16 protein-coding genes and 1 tRNA gene are annotated in these 20,844 nt (G+C 45.0%); 9 read left to right on the forward strand and 8 right to left on the reverse strand.

The window, feature by feature from the left end; all coding sequences use genetic code 11:
- The first annotated feature begins 65 nt into the window (after window positions 1-65).
- On the forward strand, window positions 66-2,021 hold the full coding sequence (locus EJ063_RS17940) for a DNA topoisomerase III (protein ID WP_126575684.1): 1,956 nt from the start codon (window positions 66-68) through the stop codon (window positions 2,019-2,021).
- On the opposite strand, the gene EJ063_RS17945 is transcribed toward EJ063_RS17940, so the two are convergent.
- Window positions 2,018-3,001, reverse strand: a complete 984-nt coding sequence (locus tag EJ063_RS17945; protein ID WP_126575685.1) for a DUF3080 domain-containing protein — start codon at window positions 2,999-3,001, stop codon at window positions 2,018-2,020. The genes EJ063_RS17940 and EJ063_RS17945 overlap by 4 nt on opposite strands.
- Before the next feature lie 49 nt (window positions 3,002-3,050).
- Complete coding sequence (locus EJ063_RS17950) at window positions 3,051-3,731, reverse strand: SDR family oxidoreductase (RefSeq protein WP_126575686.1); 681 nt, start codon at window positions 3,729-3,731, stop codon at window positions 3,051-3,053.
- Between the two features lie 315 nt (window positions 3,732-4,046).
- Here EJ063_RS17950 and EJ063_RS17955 point away from each other — a divergent pair, with 315 nt between their 5' ends.
- Window positions 4,047-4,970 carry a histone deacetylase family protein gene (locus EJ063_RS17955; RefSeq protein ID WP_126575687.1) on the forward strand — a complete coding sequence of 308 codons (924 nt, stop codon included), beginning with the start codon at window positions 4,047-4,049 and terminating at the stop codon, window positions 4,968-4,970.
- 11 nt (window positions 4,971-4,981) lie between these two features.
- On the forward strand, window positions 4,982-5,464 hold the full coding sequence (locus EJ063_RS17960) for an NUDIX domain-containing protein (protein WP_126575688.1): 483 nt from the start codon (window positions 4,982-4,984) through the stop codon (window positions 5,462-5,464).
- A gap of 174 nt (window positions 5,465-5,638) precedes the next feature.
- Here EJ063_RS17960 and EJ063_RS17965 read toward each other — a convergent pair.
- The 3 genes from EJ063_RS17965 to EJ063_RS17975 all read right to left on the reverse strand — a co-directional run bounded on the left by EJ063_RS17965 (window position 5,639) and on the right by EJ063_RS17975 (window position 8,002).
- Window positions 5,639-5,729 (reverse strand) — tRNA-Ser (locus tag EJ063_RS17965).
- A 217-nt stretch (window positions 5,730-5,946) separates the two neighbouring features.
- A complete protein-coding gene (locus EJ063_RS17970; protein WP_126575689.1) occupies window positions 5,947-7,749 on the reverse strand; it encodes a DUF3413 domain-containing protein in 1,803 nt (600 codons plus the stop codon).
- Between the two features lie 28 nt (window positions 7,750-7,777).
- The gene (locus EJ063_RS17975) at window positions 7,778-8,002 is read right to left on the reverse strand and encodes a YejL family protein (protein WP_126575690.1); all 225 of its coding nucleotides are present in this window, start codon (window positions 8,000-8,002) and stop codon (window positions 7,778-7,780) included.
- A gap of 84 nt (window positions 8,003-8,086) precedes the next feature.
- On the opposite strand from EJ063_RS17975, the gene yejK reads away from it, so the two are divergent.
- The 3 genes from yejK to EJ063_RS17990 all read left to right on the forward strand — a co-directional run bounded on the left by yejK (window position 8,087) and on the right by EJ063_RS17990 (window position 11,656).
- Complete coding sequence (gene yejK / locus EJ063_RS17980) at window positions 8,087-9,088, forward strand: nucleoid-associated protein YejK (protein WP_126575691.1); 1,002 nt, start codon at window positions 8,087-8,089, stop codon at window positions 9,086-9,088.
- A gap of 109 nt (window positions 9,089-9,197) precedes the next feature.
- Window positions 9,198-10,430 carry an Hpt domain-containing protein gene (locus tag EJ063_RS17985; protein ID WP_126575692.1) on the forward strand — a complete coding sequence of 411 codons (1,233 nt, stop codon included), beginning with the start codon at window positions 9,198-9,200 and terminating at the stop codon, window positions 10,428-10,430.
- 74 nt (window positions 10,431-10,504) lie between these two features.
- A complete protein-coding gene (locus tag EJ063_RS17990) occupies window positions 10,505-11,656 on the forward strand; it encodes a chemotaxis protein (RefSeq protein ID WP_126575693.1) in 1,152 nt (383 codons plus the stop codon).
- A gap of 64 nt (window positions 11,657-11,720) precedes the next feature.
- Here the strand turns inward: EJ063_RS17990 and nhaC are convergent, their stop codons facing one another.
- A complete protein-coding gene (gene nhaC, locus EJ063_RS17995; protein ID WP_126575694.1) occupies window positions 11,721-13,157 on the reverse strand; it encodes a Na+/H+ antiporter NhaC in 1,437 nt (478 codons plus the stop codon).
- Between the two features lie 417 nt (window positions 13,158-13,574).
- On the opposite strand from nhaC, the gene asd reads away from it, so the two are divergent.
- Together asd and EJ063_RS18005 are read left to right on the forward strand one after the other, a co-directional pair.
- On the forward strand, window positions 13,575-14,693 hold the full coding sequence (gene asd / locus EJ063_RS18000) for an aspartate-semialdehyde dehydrogenase (protein ID WP_126575695.1): 1,119 nt from the start codon (window positions 13,575-13,577) through the stop codon (window positions 14,691-14,693).
- A gap of 110 nt (window positions 14,694-14,803) precedes the next feature.
- Window positions 14,804-15,328, forward strand: coding sequence for a type II secretion system protein (locus tag EJ063_RS18005; protein ID WP_126575696.1), 525 nt, complete (start codon window positions 14,804-14,806; stop codon window positions 15,326-15,328).
- A gap of 54 nt (window positions 15,329-15,382) precedes the next feature.
- On the opposite strand, the gene EJ063_RS18010 is transcribed toward EJ063_RS18005, so the two are convergent.
- The gene (locus EJ063_RS18010) at window positions 15,383-16,237 is read right to left on the reverse strand and encodes an ion transporter (protein WP_126575697.1); all 855 of its coding nucleotides are present in this window, start codon (window positions 16,235-16,237) and stop codon (window positions 15,383-15,385) included.
- Between the two features lie 50 nt (window positions 16,238-16,287).
- A complete protein-coding gene (locus EJ063_RS18015) occupies window positions 16,288-16,926 on the reverse strand; it encodes a YchE family NAAT transporter (protein ID WP_126575698.1) in 639 nt (212 codons plus the stop codon).
- 608 nt (window positions 16,927-17,534) lie between these two features.
- Between EJ063_RS18015 and adhE the strand changes: the two genes are divergently transcribed.
- Complete coding sequence (gene adhE / locus EJ063_RS18020; protein ID WP_126575699.1) at window positions 17,535-20,234, forward strand: bifunctional acetaldehyde-CoA/alcohol dehydrogenase; 2,700 nt, start codon at window positions 17,535-17,537, stop codon at window positions 20,232-20,234.
- Window positions 20,235-20,844: the final 610 nt, after the last annotated feature.

The raw sequence follows: 20,844 nt of genomic DNA on the forward strand, positions 1-20,844 counted from the left end.
TTTATTGATTTATAAGGGCCACATTCGATAATGTGGCCCTTATTGTATCTATCTGACCCTATTTTATGTCCCGTCTCTTTATTGCAGAAAAACCCAGCTTAGGCCGAGCGATTGCGGCAGCGCTTCCTGGCCCTAAAAAAAATGACCAAGGTTTTATTCGCTGCGGAAACGGCGATGTGGTGACTTGGTGTATTGGTCACTTATTAGAGCAAGTAGAGCCGGATGCGTATGATGACAGATACAAAAAGTGGAATTTAGCCGATTTACCCATTGTTCCTGAGCAGTGGCAGCTCAGGCCGAGAAAATCGGCGAGCAAACAGCTCACGGTAGTGCGAAAGCTACTCAAAGAATCTAATCAAATCATTCATGCTGGCGACCCTGATAGAGAAGGGCAGCTGCTAGTCGATGAAGTTCTAGACTATTGCAAAGTGAGTAAGACGAAAAAAGAGTCGACTCAGCGACTGCTTATCAGCGACTTAAACTTACCAGCGGTCAAACGTGCGCTTAGCCAAATGCGCAGCAATCGTGACTTTATTCCCCTTTCTGTTTCGGCATTGGCGCGTTCTCGTGCCGATTGGCTATATGGCATGAATATGTCTCGCGCCTATACCTTGCTTGGGCAAAAGGCGGGCTATCAAGGCGTTTTGTCGGTAGGTCGCGTGCAAACCCCAGTCTTAGGCCTAGTGGTTCGCCGTGATGAAGAGATCGAAAACTTTATCCCGAAAGACTATTTCACTCTTCATGCTCTCATTCCTTATCAAGATGGCTCGAATCAGTTTGATATTCGTGCGCGCTGGAAGCCAAGTGAAGCCTGTAAGCCTTATCAAGACGAAGAAGGGCGTATTTTAAATCGCAAGCTGGTGGAAAATGTTGCCAGCCGCATAGCGAATCAACCTGCGAATGTGGTTGAGTCTGAACAAAAGCAAACCAAGCAATCTGCACCCTTACCATACTCACTATCAGCGTTACAGATTGATGCGGCCAAGCGTTTTGGTATGAGTGCTCAACAAGTGCTTGATACGTGTCAGTCTCTGTATGAGAAACATAAGTTGATCACTTACCCTCGCTCGGACAGTCGTTATCTACCTAAAGAGCATTATGGGCAAGCGGGTGCCGTGTGTGAGGCTATCGCCAACAACGCTTCTGAATTGAATCAAGCGGTGAACGGCGCTGATATGAGTTTAAAATCTAAAGCGTGGAACGACAGCAAGGTTGATGCTCACCACGCTATTATCCCTACTCCTAAGAAAGCCTCTGTGAATGGTTTGTCTGGCAACGAGATGAAAATCTACCAACAGATCGCGCGCCAATATCTGATGCAATTTTACCCAGCTGCCGTCTACGCCGAAGCAAAGTTGGTGTTTGATATTGCAGGCGGAACCTTTATTGCAAAAGGGCGTCAACTTGTGTCGGCCGGTTGGAAAGCGTTAATGGGGAAAGTCGATGAAGAGGACGCAAGTGTCGACACTGTTCCACCGTTGGCCAAAGGTACGGTTTTAACTTGCCGTGAAGGAGAAATCAAAGATCGCAAGACTGAGCCGCCTAAGCATTTTACAGAAGCAACCTTATTGCAAGCAATGACGGGTATCGCTCGTTTTGTTGAAGATAAAGAGCTAAAGAAAATTCTAAAAGAGACCGATGGGTTAGGCACAGAAGCGACCCGAGCTGGTATTCTCGATACTCTGTTTAAGCGTCAGCTTCTAACTCGCCAAGGTAAATCAATCATGAGTAGCCCTGCTGGGCGAGGCTTAGTACATGCGCTGCCGTCTGAGTCGACCTATCCAGATATGACCGCCCATTGGGAGCACCAACTGCAAGGCATGGCAGAGCGAAATCAAGCGTACAGCCCATTTATGCACTCTCTGCAAACTCGTATTGACGGCCTAATGGGGCAGGTTAAGTCGGGTGAGGTTCCAGAATCATTGCGTCATTTACCGAAAGTGGAGCGACCTGCGTTTAAGCGCAAGAAAGGCGGATATCGTAAGAAAGCGTCATCGTCTAGCCGAAAGAAAGCCTCTTAACCGACTTTTCGTCCACAGCGTTTGAATAGGCGCTGCCAATACTGAATGTGTTCAAGGGTCGCTTGACGAAAGGCCGTGTGGCTTTGCTTAAGTGGGTAAACATAAGGGTGCAGCTGAGGTTGGGGCTCAAAAATGGTGAGATTCTTGGCCAGTTGCTGATAGTAACTGTCTAGGGCTGCTAAATAGGGCTGTACCTTGCCAATGTACTGCTGATCGAAAACATTATTTAGGTACTTAAAGCGAGTTATATCTCTTTGTGGCGCACAGATGACTTTATGATCGTTGCTGTTCAATTGCTCGGTGATAAATGAAAGCTGAGCCGCTGAATGATGCAAAGAATAGTAAAGATCACCCACCACAGAAATCTTATCGAGCGTTTCTTGTACCTTCACTAGATTTGACGCGCCTAAGGAAGCGCTAAATGCCTCATTCACCGTCGAGAGCGCATTGTTGACCTGTTGTACTTGCTCACTCATTCCTGTGGTTAGCCATTGGGTTCCAAATAACTGGCTTTGCATCGCATCACTGGCGTAGAGTAAATTCCATTGATGCATAGATAACTGTGCCGATTTCTGTTTTCTAATCTCATTTAATGTCGCGCTGAGCTCACTATCAATATTCGGGTTATCGATACAAGCGGCTAGGCCACTCAGCAGTGCCGCTTGGTAGTCGTAATTACTGAACTCGTCAGCCATCTTACCTAATACGGAATTTCGCTCAGCGATCAGCTGGAACAGCCCACATTGGCGCAGCTGATAGCTGTCAAGGAGTCCTAGGGTCACGGTAGGAATGGCTAATTGGAGTTCGCGCTTACGAGGCAGTTTATCGAGTGAAATCTCAGGTTCATCAAAAGACGTATCCAGAACATTAGCCACTCTCTGCGAATAGGTATCGAAGAAAGCTTCAGGAGATTCGCTGTCACAGCCCGATAATATTGGGATCAAAATGATCAGGCTGATTGCTGTTCGCACAATTCGCATTGAAATAGAGTGAGTTCCAAAAAAGGGTGATGGTTTTAATTACGTACCATTACCAAGGGAGTTCACTTCCATCATAGTTGATGAACTTGCCACTTTGCTCTTGGTTTGCATTTTGAATCACTTGGCTTAGTCCTGATACTGAAGTTTGGGTATCAATCAATGCATTCGGCCCGCCCATTTCAGTTTGAACCCAACCCGGGTGCAGAGCCAAAACCGTGAAGCCTTGAGTGGTGAGATCGTTACTCAGGCTTTTTACCACTGAATTTAATGCCGCTTTTGAAGATCGATATATATAGCCGCCACCAGAGGTGTTCTCCGTCATGCTACCGACTTTAGAAGATAGGCAAGCTATTTTCTTGAGTTGCCCTTGTTGAAGGTTAGGGAAAAACGCTTCAGCCAGTTTGAGAGGTGCGATGGCATTAATCTCTAGAACCTTTCGCCACTCTTCAGCATCGGTATGACCAAATCCGTAGCCTTTAGGTCCGTAATAGCCAGCGTTGTTGATCAATAAGTCGATGGAAGGTAATTGTTGCGCCAGTGCAGACACGGCAGAGTAGTCTGTGACATCAAGCGGGTGGCAGCTCAGTTTAGCGTCACTGATTGAGAGTAAGTCGGAGGATGACGCAGCAGAGCGGTAAGTGGCATGAACTTGCCAACCTTGATTCAGGTAGTGTTGAATTAAACTTAAGCCAATTCCTCGGTTAGCGCCCGTGATAAATACCGTGTTCATCGTCAGTTCCTTGTTCCTTAATGCATTTTTCAGTCAAGGGTAGCAAATATTGGCTTAGAAAGGGATTGAGTCTCGGTAAGCGAAACGGAAAGGGTAGTTAAAGAATCATAAGGTGAATAAGTAGCCCCGCGCTGACAAAGGCGCATACGAACAACAATAGCGCTGAAGAGGCACCGGCAATAATACCGAGGAGTAAATAGAGTCGAGGTGACATGAGAATAAACTTATTGATTGATAATTATTATCATTTAACTAATTTTCCAACTCTACGTCAAGCTGTTACCATCTATCTCCCAGTTATCATCCAACGTTGTTATGATTCCTTTAATCTACCACGCGATCTACTCACAGTTGCCTCTACCAGACGGGCACCGTTACCCGATCAATAAATATCGCTTACTCTATGAAGCGATTGAAAGACAAAGATTGAGCGATCCCCGCTGGCATAAAGGTTTAGGTTATGTCAAACCGGATGCTTTGACCTTAGAAGATGTTCGTCAGGTTCATTGCAGGAATTATGTTGAGACACTTTCATCAGGGACTCTTCCTGCACCTAAGATGCGCCGTATTGGTTTCCCCTGGAGTGAGCAACTGATTCAACGCACACTGACTTCTGCGGGTGGAACATGTGAGACGGTGAATCAAAGCATCGAATTTGGTGTGGCAATCCATTTAAGTGGCGGTTATCACCACGCGCACTATGACTTTGGCAGTGGCTTCTGTTTAATTAATGATTTGGTTTTGGCAGCCAAGCGAGCGTTAACTTTTGATGGTATCGATAAAGTGCTGATTGTTGACAGTGATGTTCATCATGGTGACGGCACCGCGACATTGTGCGCGGACGATGAAAATATCATTACGCTATCATTCCATTGCGATAAAAACTTCCCAGCACGTAAGCCTGAATCAGATTTAGATATGCCTTTGCCGAGGGAAACTGAGGACCAAGAGTTTCTCGCTTCGTTTACATCGGTGGTGGAAATGGCCGTTAACCTCCATCAGCCTGATTTGCTCATTTACGATGCGGGTGTCGATATTCACAGTGAAGATGAGCTAGGCTATCTACAGGTATCGACGCAAGGTATCTACCAGCGTGACCTATTCATGTTCGAGCTAGCGAAACAAAGACAACTGCCGATTGCATGTGTAGTCGGTGGTGGTTATCGAACTGAGCATGAAGCGTTAGTCCCAATCCACATGCAGCTGATTCGAGCAGCACTGGAAGTCTATGGTTGTTAAAAGGAGTGTTCATGGAGCATCGTATTCGTTCTGCAGGGATATTGATAAAAGATGGCGCGATGTTGCTGCTGCGTGTAAAAGACTTTAGTGGTGAATATTGGATTCCGCCCGGTGGAGGGTTGGAAGAGTGCGATAGGAGCACCAAAGCTTGTGTGGCGCGGGAATTTAAGGAAGAAGCTGGCCTACAAGTTGAGGTTGGAGAGTTGCTTTGTGTCCGTGAGTTTCTTGAAACGCAGACCAACCGCTATCATGCAGAGTTCTTTTATCTGATAGAACATTTTTTAGGGACACCTCATCTGGATAATCTAAAGGGTTTGAATGATGAGAGTTATATCCAGCAAGTGGAGTGGGTGCCTATCCCTGAACTTGCTGAGAAGAGACTCTATCCAGAAGAGCTTAAAAACAAGCTGATTGACTTGATAGAGAGCCAACGATTCTCAACCCACCTAGGCAGCTACATTCAAGGTGAGCGGGAAGACATCAATCATTTGTAGTCAGGATAAAGACGAAAAAGGCCGCTAATTGTTTAGCGGCCTTTTTACTGAATGTGGTGGAGTTCGGGGACGCCTAGTTCGGGGTTGCGTTCAACTAGGGATTTATTAAATCCCGATTAACTTTGCTGGCGCTAAAACGACGAAAGCCCGCATTAAATGCGGGCTTTCTAAATGTGGCGGAGAGATAGGGATTTGAACCCTAGATACGCTATTAACGTATGCCGGTTTTCAAGACCGGTGCTTTCAACCACTCAGCCATCTCTCCGTTGTTGAAGCGAATAATATAGAGGTTAGAAAACCTTGTAAACCCCTAATTTTACTGTTTGCTTTAATAATGAGCGCTTAAGTTGGTTTTTTAGTTCGAGTGTTGGTTTTTAACACAATTTGAGTTCGGTCATCGCGTTTTATGAGGATGAAAAACAACAAAGAGAGCCGAAGCTCTCTTTAGAAAATATGGATTGTGCTACTGGTAACAAGTTGATTTAGTTACTCTTAACGTAGAAGCGTTGCAGCTCAGTTAAGCCTTGCATCAGTACCGGTAGAGTCGGGTTTGACTCTTTGAGTCGTTGATAATCTTCATCGTAAAGCTTGTAGTTACCAAACTTATCAATCACGGTGGTGTTTTTTGTTGTGATCAGCGCCAGTTCACGCGCATCACCGGCTAAAATCCAACGGCGCTTACGTTCATCAAATAGGTTACGACCGCTACTAAAATCATAAGGGTTTGATGACACACCTAACAGATCTTGTAGCAAGGTCACTGACACATCCAGGTGGCTTGTACGGTGGTTGTATTCCCCAGCAACTTTACCCGGCCAATGAATAACCAGAGGGACTTGCAGTTGGAATCGACTGTAATTGGAGTTTGAACCCCAATTGTTGGTCTTAGTCTCATTAAACTCTGTCGCATGATTAGACGTGACAACAATCACTGTGTTCTCTGTGAGATCAAGAGCTTCAATCTGCTCAAGTAACTCTGAAATTTCGCTGTCCGCTTGAGCTACCGATTTAAGGTAACCTGCTTTAAGCTTCTCGCCTGCGGTTTGCGCTTGGTCATTGCTGTAAGCATTAAAATTATCAACGGTCGTCAATTCAACGTAGCTAAACCAAGGTTGCTTACCTTGTTCTTTTACCCATTTAGACCAAGCATCAATCGCTTGTGAATCTGAAGAGGTGCTGTCATTAAACGCAATACCGTTGAAGTTCATGCCACGGAAGACCGTTTCGCCGTATAGCGCTTCATCGAAGTTGTCACCACTAAATAGGCCAAACTGGTACTCTTTTTCAATCAGAGTATCGATAAGGATGGGTTTAGAACCTTGAGCTTGAATACTTGAAGAGTAGCTACTTGGTAAACCATAGAACAGACCAAACACGCCGTAAGAGTCATTACTTGAGCTGTAGTGATTAGTGAAATTCAAGTTGTCTTGTGCAAAGGTAAATGCAGACGGCATAGACTCGGCGTTTAAGGCATCAGAACGTAGGTTATTGACGCTCACCACAAGAATATTAAGTGGGTTTGAGCGGCGGTCGAACTCAATGGCTTCTAACGGGTACTTAACTAAATTCGTTTCGTTTTTACTTTCTTTCAAGCGTTCTAGATATTCTTCTCGGTCAAGTAGACCGTGACGTTCCATGAACGATTTTGCTGTCATTGGGTAAGACAGTGGGAAGTTAGCTCGCTGTGACGTAATCGGATTGTAGAAGTAGGCATCCGCCCAAACGTAAACCAAGTGGCTCGCGATAAAACTGACAAAGAACAAGGCAGCAATAGGGCGACCAATGTGCTTGTGCGACAGTTTACGTTGTTTACGCCATACCCATTCTGAAAGGGCAAGCTGGAGTAAAAAGATCAGTGGTAGCACAATAAACAAGTGCTGTAGGTCAGCGCTTAGGCTAGAGCTTTCATCGCTGAAGAGTACCTCCCACACAACCGGTGTGAGGTGAAGATTGATGGTTTGATACGCCTGAGTATCGATCAACAGAACGGTCAGACCGACGGTTGAAAAACAAACCGCCACTAAGCGGAACAGCTTACGTGACGGAATGAGGAACGTCAGTGGAAACAGAACCAGTAGGTATAAAGCAAATACAAGGAAACCAAAATGACCAACCCAAGAAACCGCAAGGTAGAGTTGCCCTAGTAGGGTTTCTGGCCACGGTGACTGAGTGATATAACGTGTACCGATGAGCATTGCTGCAATGATGTTGAAAAAAGCAAACCAATGCCCCCAACCCACCAAGCGCGATACGCGTTCGCCGTATGTATTTGCGTTATCAACCATGTAAGTGTTCTATTGTCCGTTATAATTTTTAGTGTTTTTTGTCTTCTACTGAAGAAACAAGCGCTTCAGCGAATTTTTCAGCAATTGCTTTGCGTTGTGAAGCAGCAATATCCTGATTTAAGACATTGGTGGCGATATTGCCAGCAATCATTAATGCAAGCTCTGGACCAGCTGAATGTTTTTCAAGCACAGCAGCAACTTCAGTCAGGATTTGTTCTACTTGTTTGTCGCTGTATTTAGATGTAATCGGCATAAAGACTCTAATGATGATAGTAAAGCGGCTTATGATAACCTACAATGCCACGCAACTGAAACCTACGCAGCGATAATTTTAATTATGAGTCTTCACCTTTCTAACGTTATCTTACACCAACTGCAAAAAAACGATTCAGAAGAACTGATTGTTAAGTTTCGTCCAGAATCTCTTTCTAATGATACATCGACAGAAAACTTAGTTGCTGAGCTTCATCGAGTATTCAACTCTAAAGCAGGTAAAGGCTTTGGATCTTTTAAGTCTGACAGCGAATTTCAAAGCTGGTTGCAAGAATTGCGTCAAGGAAAGCAGAATTTTTACGACTTCTCTCAATCGAGTGCGAATCGTCTTAAAGATGAGTTGGCAAAATACCCATTTGCTGATGAAGGCATCTTAGTTATTGCTGAGTACCAGTCGCTTGCAACGGATTACCTGTTTGTCGCAATTATCCCATCGAATCAGAGCTTGAAGGTGACAGAAGGGCTAGACATTAGTGCGACTGATTACCTCGATCTGAGCAAAATGGACATTGCTGCGCGCATCGACCTAACCAGTTACCAGACAGATAAAGAATCGAATCGTTACTTGGCGTACATCAAGGGTCGTGTTGGCCGTAAAGTGGCTGATTTCTTCTTAGATTTTCTGCAAGCAGAAGTGGGCTTAGACACTAAACAGCAAAACCAAGTGCTGATGCAAGCCGTTGAAGATTTCTGCACCGATTCTAAGCTAGAAAAAGACGAAGCGATCAGCTACAAAAAGCAAGTTGCTGACTACTGTAACGAGCAGATTAAATCAGGCGATGAAGTACAAGTACGTGAGCTGTCTGGTGAGCTGCCACCTTCTCAAGATGGCACAAGCTTTCTTGATTACACCCAAGAACAAGGTTACGAGCTAGAAGAAAGCTTCCCTGGCGATCGCACTGCGGTACGAAAACTGACGAAATATGTCGGTGCTGGTGGCGGCCTTAACGTCAGCTTTGACAGTTTATTGCTGGGTGAGCGTATTTTCTATGATCCAGAGACCGACACGCTAACGATTAAAGGCACTCCGCCAAACCTGCGTGATCAGTTAACTCGCAACAAGTAACCCCTCTTTGATATAGGACTAACAGCAACATTTTTGCAGTTAGTCCTACACTTCTTCTTTATTACGTATATGCTTGTATTCAAGGGATTTTATCGATACAGGCAGAATAATGGTAGGCAAGCCCCTCAAACTAGGGTGGTTACTGTTAGGGATATGGCTATTCTGCATCGCTTTGATTGCGATGAGTTACCGCTCAACCAGTGCAACCAACGAACAGATTCATGAACTTGGCAATAGCATTCAAGAGTTAAGAGAAACCTTAACTTATGATGCGCCATACCGTTCGAAGATGGTGGACTCTCAAGCCCTCAACTTACAACTCATTTATGCGTTGCGCCTGCAGTTGGAAGCAAATTATCAGCAAAACATGCTGCTGCCAGATATCCAACAGTTCCTTTTCACCGCCGACCGCTTCATCGAGCAGACCCAAAACTATCTAAATAGCAGCTTCGAGCTTCTGAGTTTGATTGAACAAATTCGCACTATGCGAGTGCGCTATCAAGATAACCCAGAAATTTCGATACTCTATTTAAAACTCAGTGCCAATGTATTGGAGTCGATGTTTAGCGACAGCAATACCGCGCAAACACTGGCTCGAGAGTTAGATCAGGTCTACGTTGAGTCCTCTAAGCTGTCATCTGTCGATCGTAAAGGACTTCAAGTGATCCTTGCGGAAATCTCCTCCGTGTTGGGTGGTTATGCTCAAGGGCAGTATATTGTTGATAAGTTGATCAGCCATGACGTTCATACCCAAATCACTTTTCAGCGCAGCGCGTTTAATGACCTACTTATTAAGCATGTCGTGTTAGCGGGATTCGTCAGCTTTATCACGTTACTCGCTTATATCTGGCTACTAAAAACAGCGACCGTTCGGGCCAGTTTCACTGCGAACAACAACCTATTCACTGTTCACTCTGATGAGAGTGACGGTAAACAGAGAAGCCCGTCAAATGAAGAGGAGGCGGTAACGATGTCAGATCTAAGACCAAAACAAGATGACCACCAGCCTGATATCGATTTTGATAAAATGCTCGAATCGCTCAATCAAGACAAAGAATCAGTTTGTATGTTGTTGGAAGTGTTTGTTGAAGATCATACCGGTGACGTGGAACGAATTACCCAGCTTTTGACCGACTCCCCAGAGGAAGCTGAAAGGCGAGCACACAGTTTGAAGGGAGTGGGAGGTAATTTAGGCGCAAGTAAACTAAGAGAAGCGGCAAGCCAAGTGGAAATCGCGATTAAAACCGATGTGACTCAAGTTGCTGAATTGCTTGATGAACTTAAGGTTTGCCTCGATAATGCCGTTGAAGAAGCCAGAAATTTCCTAAAAGAGAACAGTTGATCAACGTGCTGACCTCTTTCTGACTTAACTGCCTTATAATTAAGCGTTCTTTTAAAATCTACCTGAGAGGTCTTATGTTGCTGCGCCGCTTATCAGCATTGCTGCTTATCTGTTTTTTGCTCCCGTTATCCGGTTGCTCACTATTAGAGGTGAAGCTAGACAGCCAGACTACGCCGCTTACGCAGCAAGAACTCAATATGCGTTTGATGACGCGTGAGTACACCCATCAATTTTTCTCTCAGGTTGAACAAGCCGCAGATACCATTTCTGAGCAGTACGATGCTCAAGACAAAGTTCACCAATCTTATGTTCTTTTGTGGAAGATTAATGCCGAAGAGGGGCTACAACGTTCTTCTTACCAAGTCTCTCCAATGGCCGGTTTGATTGATAGCTGGGTGTTCACTGAGCAAATGAACCAGTTCTTTAATCAAGGTGCTGGCCAAGAGCTGTTTGTTTCTGATAACGCGAAAGTCGCATCGTCTCAACTAGCCAATGAAATTGAAGCGCTCGCTAAATCGTTACTCAAAGGCGGCAGTTTTAAATCTACTCAGCAGTTCGTTAATCAATTTGCCACGGAGCATCCATTCGAAGATTTGAGCTTCATTCGCACCCCTGCGTATCGGGCATGGCTAGAGGCGAACCAAATCGGCGAAGATGAAGCGGTCTCGACGCTAGGCACAATGCCAGAAGCTCTTGGGGATGTCTCGGATCGATTAAGCTTAGTGTCCGAGCAAACGCCAAAACTGATGACGTGGAAAGCGCAATTGATTGCGCTTAATTCAACGATCAGTGGTGAGCAACTTACTCAGACATTAGAGAGCTTGCAGGCAACGTCGGAGTCATTCCAAGACTTTGTTGAGAATAACCCAGAGTACATGGAAAACCTCGCGGAGCAGATGGCACTTCAACTGCAACCATTAGTGAAAGATATCGATAAGCGAACCACGCAACGTATTGAACAATTAAGTGTAGAGCGTGAAGCGTTAGAGAAGATGGTGGCAAGAGAACGAGCAGAGATTGCGTTGATCATTAGTGCGGAACGAGAGAAGTTTACTCAAGATATCGATAAAGTGTCACAAGACGTTGTTGCATTGGCCATGGATAAGTTGGTCGAGCTAATAAAAAGTACCATCGTTTATTTCGTGTTGTTTATCGTAGCAATATTCTTTGCACCACTTGGCTTAGGTTATTTACTGGGTAAAAGAAGCGCGGCGAAGAAAGCATAAAGCTCAAATCGGAACCAATAAAAAACGCCTCTACTGAGGCGTTTTTTGTATCTGTCGCTTTCGATTAGGCCGTTTGCTTAGCTATTTCTGCGTCAGGTTCAGCGTCTATCGCTGGAGCGGTAGGCTCACACTTATCAACAAACCAACCCATGTAAGAGGTGATGATGGTTACGATGATACACACGAAGCTTAACCACATGAACGGTGCGTAAGAAAGGGTTGCGACACCTAGAATGCTCGCCATGTAAATGCCGTTGTCACTCCAAGGCACCATACCTGACGTCAACGTACCACCAAACTCAGCATTACGAGATAGGTTCTTGCGCTTGTAACCTAGACGGTCGTAGTTTTTAGCGCAGATCTTAGGCGTTAGGATAAGCGATACGTACATTGCAGAGCCAAATACGTTACCCATAAACGCGGTACCAATGGTGCTGGTTGCCAGTGAACCTGCGCTTTGTACGCGACGCTCGAACAGTTTCGCTACCGTTTCCAGCACACCCACTTTATCAAGCAAACCACCAAAACCAAGGCCGAATACAATCACAGCCACTGAGCCCAGCATTGAAGACATACCACCACGGTTTAGGATTGAGTCAATAAATGCCACACCTGACTGGATTTCAAATGGTGCCCACGCTGTGTTGAATGCTTGTAGGAAGTCTACGTCTTGAATCATCACCGCCCAGATAATACCGAGCAGAGAACCGAAACTGATCACAGGGAATGAAGGCATACGCATCGCTAACAGACCAAGAACGATAACCACTGGCACAAACGAGTAAGGTGTGATGTAGAACTGCTGTTCCATCGCTTGAATTACTGACTGCACCTGAGACATGTCAACGTTACCCGCATAGTGGAAGCCAAATGCCGTAAACATGATACCGGTAATGATGTAGCTGATTAGCGCAACTGGCAGCATGCCTTTGATGTGTTCCATCACTTCTACGTTTGACATAGAAGAGGCCAAGATCACTGAGTCAGAAAGAGGAGACATCTTATCGCCAAAGTAACAGCCTGATAGCACCGCACCCGCTGTAATCGGTGCCGGAACACCTAAGCCTTGGCCGATACCCATCATCGCAATGCCTGCTGTACCCGCTGCACCCCAAGATGTACCGGTTGCTAATGCAGTCAATGAACAGATGATCATCGTAGCAAGAAGGAAAATAGAAGGGTGGATTGCTTTTAGACCATAGTAAATGATAGTTGGGACGATACCGCCAGAAATCCAAGTGCCGACAAGCGCACCCACTGCAAGAAGGATCAGTACAGCACCTAGACCGTTAGAAATACCATTTAGTGCAGCCTTTTCTAGATCTTTGTATTGGTGGCCTAAACGGATACCAAGAAACATGATGATGAACCAGCCAATATATAAAGCCAGTTGGATAGGCAAGTCTAACTGCGCAGTAAATGAAAATGCGAGCAGTAGGAATAAACCTAAAGAAACAATCACCTGCATCAAGCTTGGCAGACGAGGGGTAAGTTGCGTCATACAGAGCCTCTTATTTGTAATTTGAGGAGGAGCTAAAACTCCTTATTAGGTACGAGGTGAACTTTACAGGAGCTAGGATAATATTTCGAGAAAATGTGTTTGAGCTGTGATTTATATCTGTTGTGTTAAATATAGTTAGTTAAATATATGGTTAATGGTTAATTTTAATGGTTTGTAATGTTTTGAAATGTGATGCTTGTGTAGCACATGTTTTTTGTCATTGTTTCATTGGTGGGTAAATTTGGTTGCCTAAATAACATTTGAATAAAAAGCGGTCAAAAAGACGCTTTGGGGTGACTTTTCCAATTTGAGAAAGAAAAGTTACAGGTTTGATGCAATTTTTCCTTGAGATTTTGCTGCGAAAATTGAATATTGTCAGATATTGCTTTTTAAAATTGATTACATGGAGAGTTGAGTATGAGAGTAGGTCTAGTCGGTTGGCGTGGCATGGTAGGTTCGGTGCTGATGCAGCGCATGGTTGAAGAGAAAGATTTCGACCTGATTGAGCCTGTTTATTACAGTACATCTCAGATCGGCATTCCTGCCCCTGTTCTAGGTGGTAAGGATGCAGGTCTACTTCAAGACGCTTTTGATATTGATAGCCTAAAGCAGCTCGATGCTGTGATTACTTGTCAAGGTGGCGACTACACATCAAAAGTTTATCCAGCGCTACGTCAAGCAGGTTGGAAAGGGTACTGGATTGATGCCGCTTCGACTCTACGTATGGACGCAGATTCAATCATTACGCTAGACCCTGTTAACTTGGCTCAGATCCAGCAAGGCATCCATAGTGGCACTAACACATTTGTTGGCGGTAACTGTACAGTGAGCTTAATGCTTATGGCACTAGGCGGCCTATACGAGAAAGGTATGGTTGAATGGATGAGTGCCATGACTTACCAAGCCGCTTCTGGTGCGGGTGCTAAGAACATGCGTGAACTTATTTCACAAATGGGTGTAATCAACGACAGTGTTAGTTCTGAATTAGCGAATCCTGCAAGCTCGATTCTTGATATCGACAAAAAAGTGGCGGATACCATTCGTTCTCCTTCATTCCCAACAGATCAATTCGGTGTTCCACTAGCGGGTTCACTGATTCCATGGATCGATGTGAAGCGTGAAAACGGTCAAAGTAAAGAAGAATGGAAAGCGGGCGTTGAAGCAAACAAAATTCTTGGTCTAGATGGTCAGCCAATCCCAATCGATGGTACGTGTGTTCGAATCGGCGCAATGCGCTGTCATGCTCAAGCACTTACGATCAAGCTTAAGCAAGACGTTCCAATGGATGAGATTGAAGAGATCATCGCCACTCACAATGATTGGGTGAAAGTGATTCCTAACGAACGCGACATTACTGCGCAAGAGCTTACACCGGCCAAAGTAACCGGCACGATGTCTGTACCAGTCGGTCGTCTACGCAAAATGTCTATGGGTAACGACTTCCTAAATGCATTCACAGTGGGTGACCAACTACTATGGGGCGCTGCAGAACCACTACGCAGAACTCTGCGTATCATTCTTGCTGAAAAAGCATAAGTTGTAAGACTTTTCTTAAAAGCGCCGCTATCGGCGCTTTTTTTATATCCACTAACTTTTGGCTGACATCGTAATTTTATTCTTCACGCCTACGTCGTCGTGGAGGATATATGCGATCAAAAGGTTTTACGTTAATCGAGTTAGTGGTGGTGATAGTGATTTTGGGCATCTTGTCTGCGGTAGCTGCGCCAAAGTTTTTAAACTACAGTCATGATGCGAGAGCGGCGAGTATTCAGGGAATAAAAGCGGCAGTGGACGGGGCAGCTCAGCTTGCTTATTCAAAAGCCGCTGTTGATGGTGAAGAATCGAACCCAAGTTATCACATCGAACTAGGTTCAGAAACGGGTCATGTTGCGTTTGGTTACCCAACGGTCGAGCGCGGAGGTTTAGAGAATTTCCTGAATGCCGACGCTGAATATCATGATTTAGATGCCGAGTGGGTATGGGCTGCGCATAATCATGGCACTGTTGCTGAGCCGGATTACTGGTTAGTCACTCAATCTGCCATCTTGGGTGATTTTACCGGTACTGACTTCAACACGGCGATCGAACAAACTCAGTGTTACGTGAAGTACACGGCCGTAATGGAAGAGGGTGGGGTGTTTCAATCAGAGGCTTTCACCACTGGCTGTTAGTAGGCTTGATAGTAAGAGACAACAAAAAGGCTCCAAGACTGGAGCCTTTTTTGTTTATGGCTTGGAGTCGTTGTCTTGTCTGACGACTCGTAAATCTGGATCAGCCAGTTCACTGCCACAATGTTTACAATGCATCGCATCTGAGTCGTGACCAGAACGATTGCAGTTAGGGCATTTCACCAGCTCTTTATGTGCGTTCATTTCGTTACTCAGCTCGGCGGTAATGATCCCCGTCGGAACCGCTAATATTGAATAGCCAAGCAACATGGTTAAAGAGGCGATCGCCTTACCTAAGTGGGTTTGTGGCACCATATCACCATAGCCAACGGTGGTTATGGTCACGATAGCCCAATAGATACTCTTAGGAATGCTAGTAAAACCATTATTCGGTCCCTCAATCACGAAAATCAAAGCACCGAAAATGGTGACTAAAATGCCCACCGTGCTGAAGAAGATGAGGATCTTTCTGCGTGCCATGAGTAGAGAACGCAACAGAATATTCGAATCTTGCAAATAGCGCACAAGTTTAAGCACACGGAAAATTCGCATCACTCGGAGTAAGCGAATCACGCCCATAAATGAAGCGCCAGGGAAGATTAAAGCCAAGTAGGTCGGCAGAATCGCCAGCAGGTCGACAACACCGTAGAAGCTGGTGGCGTAGGATTTTGGCTTAGGTGAACAATAGAGCCTTAATAAGTACTCAAGGGTAAAGAGGGCGGTGAAGCTGTACTCAATGTAGCGTAATTCTTGTGACCATCGAGACATCACGTTTGGCAGCGATTCTAAGATGAGAACCAATAACGAGGCGATGATGGCAACAATCAGGGCGATGTCGAAGGCACGACCTGCTTTGGTATGAGTGCCAAAGATGATGACATATAAATGATGACGTAATGAATTGCGTGGCATGATAAAGCGACCTATGAAACAGTCGCTCTATCATACCTATATTCTAATGATCAGGCTAATCCTGGGAATAGGTTACGCAGACCGTTGGCGATAAATTCGATGCCAAGCGCACCCAGAATCAAACCCATGATACGAGTGATCACGTTGATACCGGTTTGGCCCAAGAAGCGAACAATCAATGGTGCTGATCGAAATAATAGCCATGTAGAGAGTGCGAAAAGCGCAATCGTCACAATGATACCAACCGTATCAAACGCACTTGGGTAGCGTGACCCATAAACAATGGTCGAGCTGATGGCTCCCGGGCCCGCCATTAATGGCATAGCTAAAGGCACAACACCAATCTGTTCACGGCTAACGTATTCGGTTTTCTCTTGCTTGTTCTGCTTATCTTCACCCAGCTTACCGCTCATCATCGAGAAAGCGATGCTCAGAAGTAGCAAACCACCTGCCACGCGAAACGAATCTAAAGAGATGCTGAACATATCCAATAGCATCTGACCCGCTAATAAAGAAACCACAAGAATGATCGCCACAGCAACGTTGGCGGTAACAGCGGTTTTATTCTTTTCTTCCTGTGTCATATGCCCTGTTAAAGAGACAAAGACCGGCATGATGCCTACTGGGTTTACAGCAGCCACTAAACCAAGGAAAAACTGCAAAAAAATTGCGATTTCGAACGTTTGCATTCGGTGTGCCTACACAAATAAAAAGAGGGGAAGGGTTACATGCGGAATATAGTCCAATTTCTGCTCGGTAACGAATGAAAAAAACTAAAGTTAAAACCATTTCATAACTGAGAAAATCTAATTATTGAAGGATTCGTAAACACTTATGACACACTTTGTTACGTACAATGGTGGTGAATAATTGCTCAATTGACATAAACGTTAACATTCGCACACTTTTGACATAAAGGATGACGAATTATAGAGAGAAAATGTGCTTTGCATATACTCTCAGTAGCACAAAGATTATGGATTACATGTAAGTATGTGGTCAAAAAATGAAACTTTTTTACAGTTTGTAGTCGATTTGTCGTTGGTGTGGTTCGTTTGATGTTTTTTTGAACGAAATGAAAGTGTGATTTTAATCTATATAAATCAGTCTCTTATGGCTAGTTTTGCGATTTGTGTACCACTTATTGGGTAATTCTTTTGGGGTAACTGATCTGGGTCAATTTTTTTCACAACCTGAAATAATATACTCAGCCCTGAAAGCAATTTACTAAGACGCCTGTTAGAGCAGTAAGCTTAATAAAAAGTTTTTAATATTTATCTATTTTAGGAGATTCACTATGCCTGTAACTAATTTGGCTGAACTAGATGCAATGGTAGCTCGCGTAAAAGCGGCTCAAGAAGAATTTGCAACTTTCTCTCAAGAGAAAGTAGACGCAATCTTCCGCGCAGCATCTCTAGCAGCTAACCACGCTCGTATCCCGCTAGCTCAACAAGCGGTTGCAGAGTCTGGCATGGGTATTGTTGAAGACAAAGTAATCAAAAACCACTTTGCTTCAGAGTTCATCTACAACAAATACAAAGACGAAAAGACGTGTGGCATCCTAGAAGAAGACGACAACCTAGGCACGATGACTATCGCTGAGCCTGTAGGTATCATCTGTGGTATCGTTCCAACGACTAACCCGACTTCTACAGCAATCTTCAAATCTCTAATCTCTCTTAAAACTCGTAACGGCATCATCTTCTCGCCACACCCACGTGCGAAGAACTCGACTAACGATGCAGCGAAACTTGTTCTTGACGCAGCAGTAGCAGCGGGCGCACCAAAAGACATCATCGGTTGGATTGACCAACCATCTGTAGAGCTATCTAACGCGCTTATGAAGCACGACGGTATCGCACTTATCCTTGCAACTGGTGGTCCAGGCATGGTTAAAGCAGCATACTCTTCTGGTAAGCCAGCAATCGGTGTAGGTGCAGGTAACGTTCCTGTGGTTATCGACGAAACGGCTGACATCAAACGTGCTGTTGCTTCTATCCTTATGTCTAAGACTTTCGATAACGGCGTAGTATGTGCTTCTGAGCAAGCAGCTATCGTAGTTAGCGAAGTTTATGACGAAGTAAAAGAGCGTTTTGCTTCTCATAAAGCTCACGTTCTATCTAAAGCTGACGCTGACAAAGTACGTAAAGTTCTTCTAATCGACGGTAACCTAAACGCGAAAATCGTAGGTCAACCTGCACCAGCAATCGCTGAAATGGCGGGTGTTAAAGTTCCTGCTGATACAAAAGTACTTGTAGGTGAAGGTCTTGGTAAGGTTTCTTACGATGACGAGTTCGCACACGAGAAACTGTCTCCAACTCTAGGTCTATTCCGCGCTGACAACTTCGAAGACGCTGTTGCTCAAGCGGTAACTATGGTTGAAATCGGTGGTATCGGTCACACATCTGGTCTATACACTAACCAAGATACTAACGCAGACCGCATCCGTTACTTCGGTGACAAGATGAAGACAGCTCGTATCCTAATCAACATCCCGACTACTCACGGTGGTATCGGTGACCTGTACAACTTCAACGTTGCACCTTCTCTAACTCTAGGTTGTGGTTCATGGGGTGGTAACTCTATCTCTGAGAACGTAGGTCCTAAGCACCTAATCAACAAGAAAACTGTAGCGAAGCGAGCTGAAAACATGTTGTGGCACAAACTACCTAAGTCTATCTACTTCCGTCGTGGTAGCCTTCCAATCGCAATGAGCGACCTAGAAGGTAAGAAACGCGCATTCCTAGTAACTGACCGTTTCCTATTCAACAACGGTTACGCTGATGACGTAGTTAGCCTGCTTAAAGCACAAGGCATCGAAGTTCAAACTTTCTTCGACGTAGAAGCGGATCCAACACTATCTGTTGTTGAGAAAGGCGCAGAAGCAATGAAGAGCTTCCAGCCAGACGTAATCCTAGCTCTAGGTGGTGGTTCACCAATGGATGCTGCGAAGATTATGTGGGTAATGTACGAGCACCCAGAAACTCACTTCGAAGAACTAGCAATGCGCTTTATGGACATCCGTAAACGTATCTACAAGTTCCCTAAAATGGGTAAGAAAGCTGAGCTTGTATGTATCACTACAACTTCAGGTACGGGTTCAGAAGTTACTCCATTCGCCGTTGTTACTGACGACAAGACTGGTGCTAAGTACCCACTAGCTGATTACGAAATCACGCCAAACATGGCTATCGTTGATGCTAACCTAGTAATGAACATGCCTAAGTCTCTAACAGCATTCGGTGGTTACGATGCCGTAACTCACGCACTAGAAGCTTACGTATCTGTTCTTGCTAACGAATACTCTGACGGTCAGGCTCTACAAGCACTTAAGATGCTAAAAGAGTACCTACCTTCAAGCTACGCGAACGGTGCAGCAGACCCAATCGCTCGTGAGAAAGTACACAACGCTGCGACTATCGCTGGTATCGCGTTTGCGAACGCATTCCTAGGTGTATGTCACTCTATGGCGCACAAGATTGGTGCTGAGTTCCACCTACCACACGGTCTGGCGAACGCACTACTAATCTCTAACGTGGTACGTTACAACGCGAACGACAACCCAACTAAGCAGACTGCATTCTCTCAATACGACCGTCCACAAGCACGTCGTCGTTACGCTGAGGTTGCTGACCACCTAGGCCTAAGCCAAGAAGGTGACCGTACTGCTCAGAAGATTGAACGTCTACTAGCATGGCTTGAAGAGCTGAAAGGCAACCTAGACATTCCACTGTCTATCCAAGCGGCTGGCGTTTCTGAAGCAGACTTCATCGCTAAACTAGAAGAACTTGCTGTTGAAGCGTTCGATGACCAGTGTACAGGTGCTAACCCACGTTACCCTCTAATCACTGAGCTGAAAGAAGTTCTACTAGCGTCTTTCTACGGTAAAGCGTTCGTTGAAGGTGAAACTTTCGAAGGTACTACTGTAATCAAGAAGAAAGCAGACCAAGAAGCGAAACCTGCTGCTAAAGCAAAGAAAGAAAAAGCTGAAGCATAAGTAAGATTCAGTTATGACGTAGATTTTCGCTAGCACTTAAATCTACACATCGGGAAAAGATAAAGCCCCAGTCGACGGACTGGGGCTTTTTTTTGGTTAGAACTTTTTCATTCCGCAGAGCGACAAAGGATTAGGGCGTGTCGTCATGCCATAGACCGAAGAATGAGGGAGTAGGGAATCTCCATTAGACAACGACCAACCTTAAGAGATCCCCAACTCATTCGTACCTCATTCTTGAGGATGACGAGATACTAGTGACTAGGCCTTAGCCGTTACCTGTCATTCCATAGACCGAAGAATGAGGGAGTAGGGAATCTCCATTAGACAACGACCAACYTTAAGAGATCCCCAACTCATTCGTACCTCATTCTTGAGGATGACGAAGTRCTGGTGGCTGGGTCTTAGCYGTTACCTGTCATTCCATAGAMCGACGAAGKAGGGAGTAGGGAATCCCCGTTAGACAACGACCAACCTTRAGAGATCCCCAACTCATTCGTACCTCATTCTTGAGGATGACGAAGTACTGGTGGCTGGGTCTTAGCCGTTACCTGTCATTCCATAGACCGAAGAATGAGGGAGTAGGGAATCTCCATTAGACAACGACCAACCT

Origin of the sequence: Vibrio aquaticus, assembly GCF_003970385.1 — a bacterium.
In the GTDB taxonomy this organism is placed as follows: domain Bacteria; phylum Pseudomonadota; class Gammaproteobacteria; order Enterobacterales; family Vibrionaceae; genus Vibrio; species Vibrio aquaticus.

Bases quoted from the DNA above. Each gene is read 5' to 3' on its own strand.
- EJ063_RS17945 (WP_126575685.1), bottom strand. From the start codon at position 3,001: ATGCGAATTGTGCGAACAGCAATCAGCCTGATCATTTTGATCCCAATA.
- EJ063_RS18010 (WP_126575697.1), bottom strand. From the start codon at position 16,237: ATGCCACGCAATTCATTACGTCATCATTTATATGTCATCATCTTTGGC.
- EJ063_RS17960 (WP_126575688.1), top strand. From the start codon at position 4,982: ATGGAGCATCGTATTCGTTCTGCAGGGATATTGATAAAAGATGGCGCG.
- adhE (WP_126575699.1), top strand. From the start codon at position 17,535: ATGCCTGTAACTAATTTGGCTGAACTAGATGCAATGGTAGCTCGCGTA.
- yejK (WP_126575691.1), top strand. From the start codon at position 8,087: ATGAGTCTTCACCTTTCTAACGTTATCTTACACCAACTGCAAAAAAAC.
- nhaC (WP_126575694.1), bottom strand. From the start codon at position 13,157: ATGACGCAACTTACCCCTCGTCTGCCAAGCTTGATGCAGGTGATTGTT.
- EJ063_RS18015 (WP_126575698.1), bottom strand. From the start codon at position 16,926: ATGCAAACGTTCGAAATCGCAATTTTTTTGCAGTTTTTCCTTGGTTTA.
- EJ063_RS17975 (WP_126575690.1), bottom strand. From the start codon at position 8,002: ATGCCGATTACATCTAAATACAGCGACAAACAAGTAGAACAAATCCTG.
- EJ063_RS17990 (WP_126575693.1), top strand. From the start codon at position 10,505: ATGTTGCTGCGCCGCTTATCAGCATTGCTGCTTATCTGTTTTTTGCTC.
- EJ063_RS17950 (WP_126575686.1), bottom strand. From the start codon at position 3,731: ATGAACACGGTATTTATCACGGGCGCTAACCGAGGAATTGGCTTAAGT.
- EJ063_RS17955 (WP_126575687.1), top strand. From the start codon at position 4,047: ATGATTCCTTTAATCTACCACGCGATCTACTCACAGTTGCCTCTACCA.
- asd (WP_126575695.1), top strand. From the start codon at position 13,575: ATGAGAGTAGGTCTAGTCGGTTGGCGTGGCATGGTAGGTTCGGTGCTG.
- EJ063_RS18005 (WP_126575696.1), top strand. From the start codon at position 14,804: ATGCGATCAAAAGGTTTTACGTTAATCGAGTTAGTGGTGGTGATAGTG.
- EJ063_RS17985 (WP_126575692.1), top strand. From the start codon at position 9,198: ATGGTAGGCAAGCCCCTCAAACTAGGGTGGTTACTGTTAGGGATATGG.
- EJ063_RS17970 (WP_126575689.1), bottom strand. From the start codon at position 7,749: ATGGTTGATAACGCAAATACATACGGCGAACGCGTATCGCGCTTGGTG.
- EJ063_RS17940 (WP_126575684.1), top strand. From the start codon at position 66: ATGTCCCGTCTCTTTATTGCAGAAAAACCCAGCTTAGGCCGAGCGATT.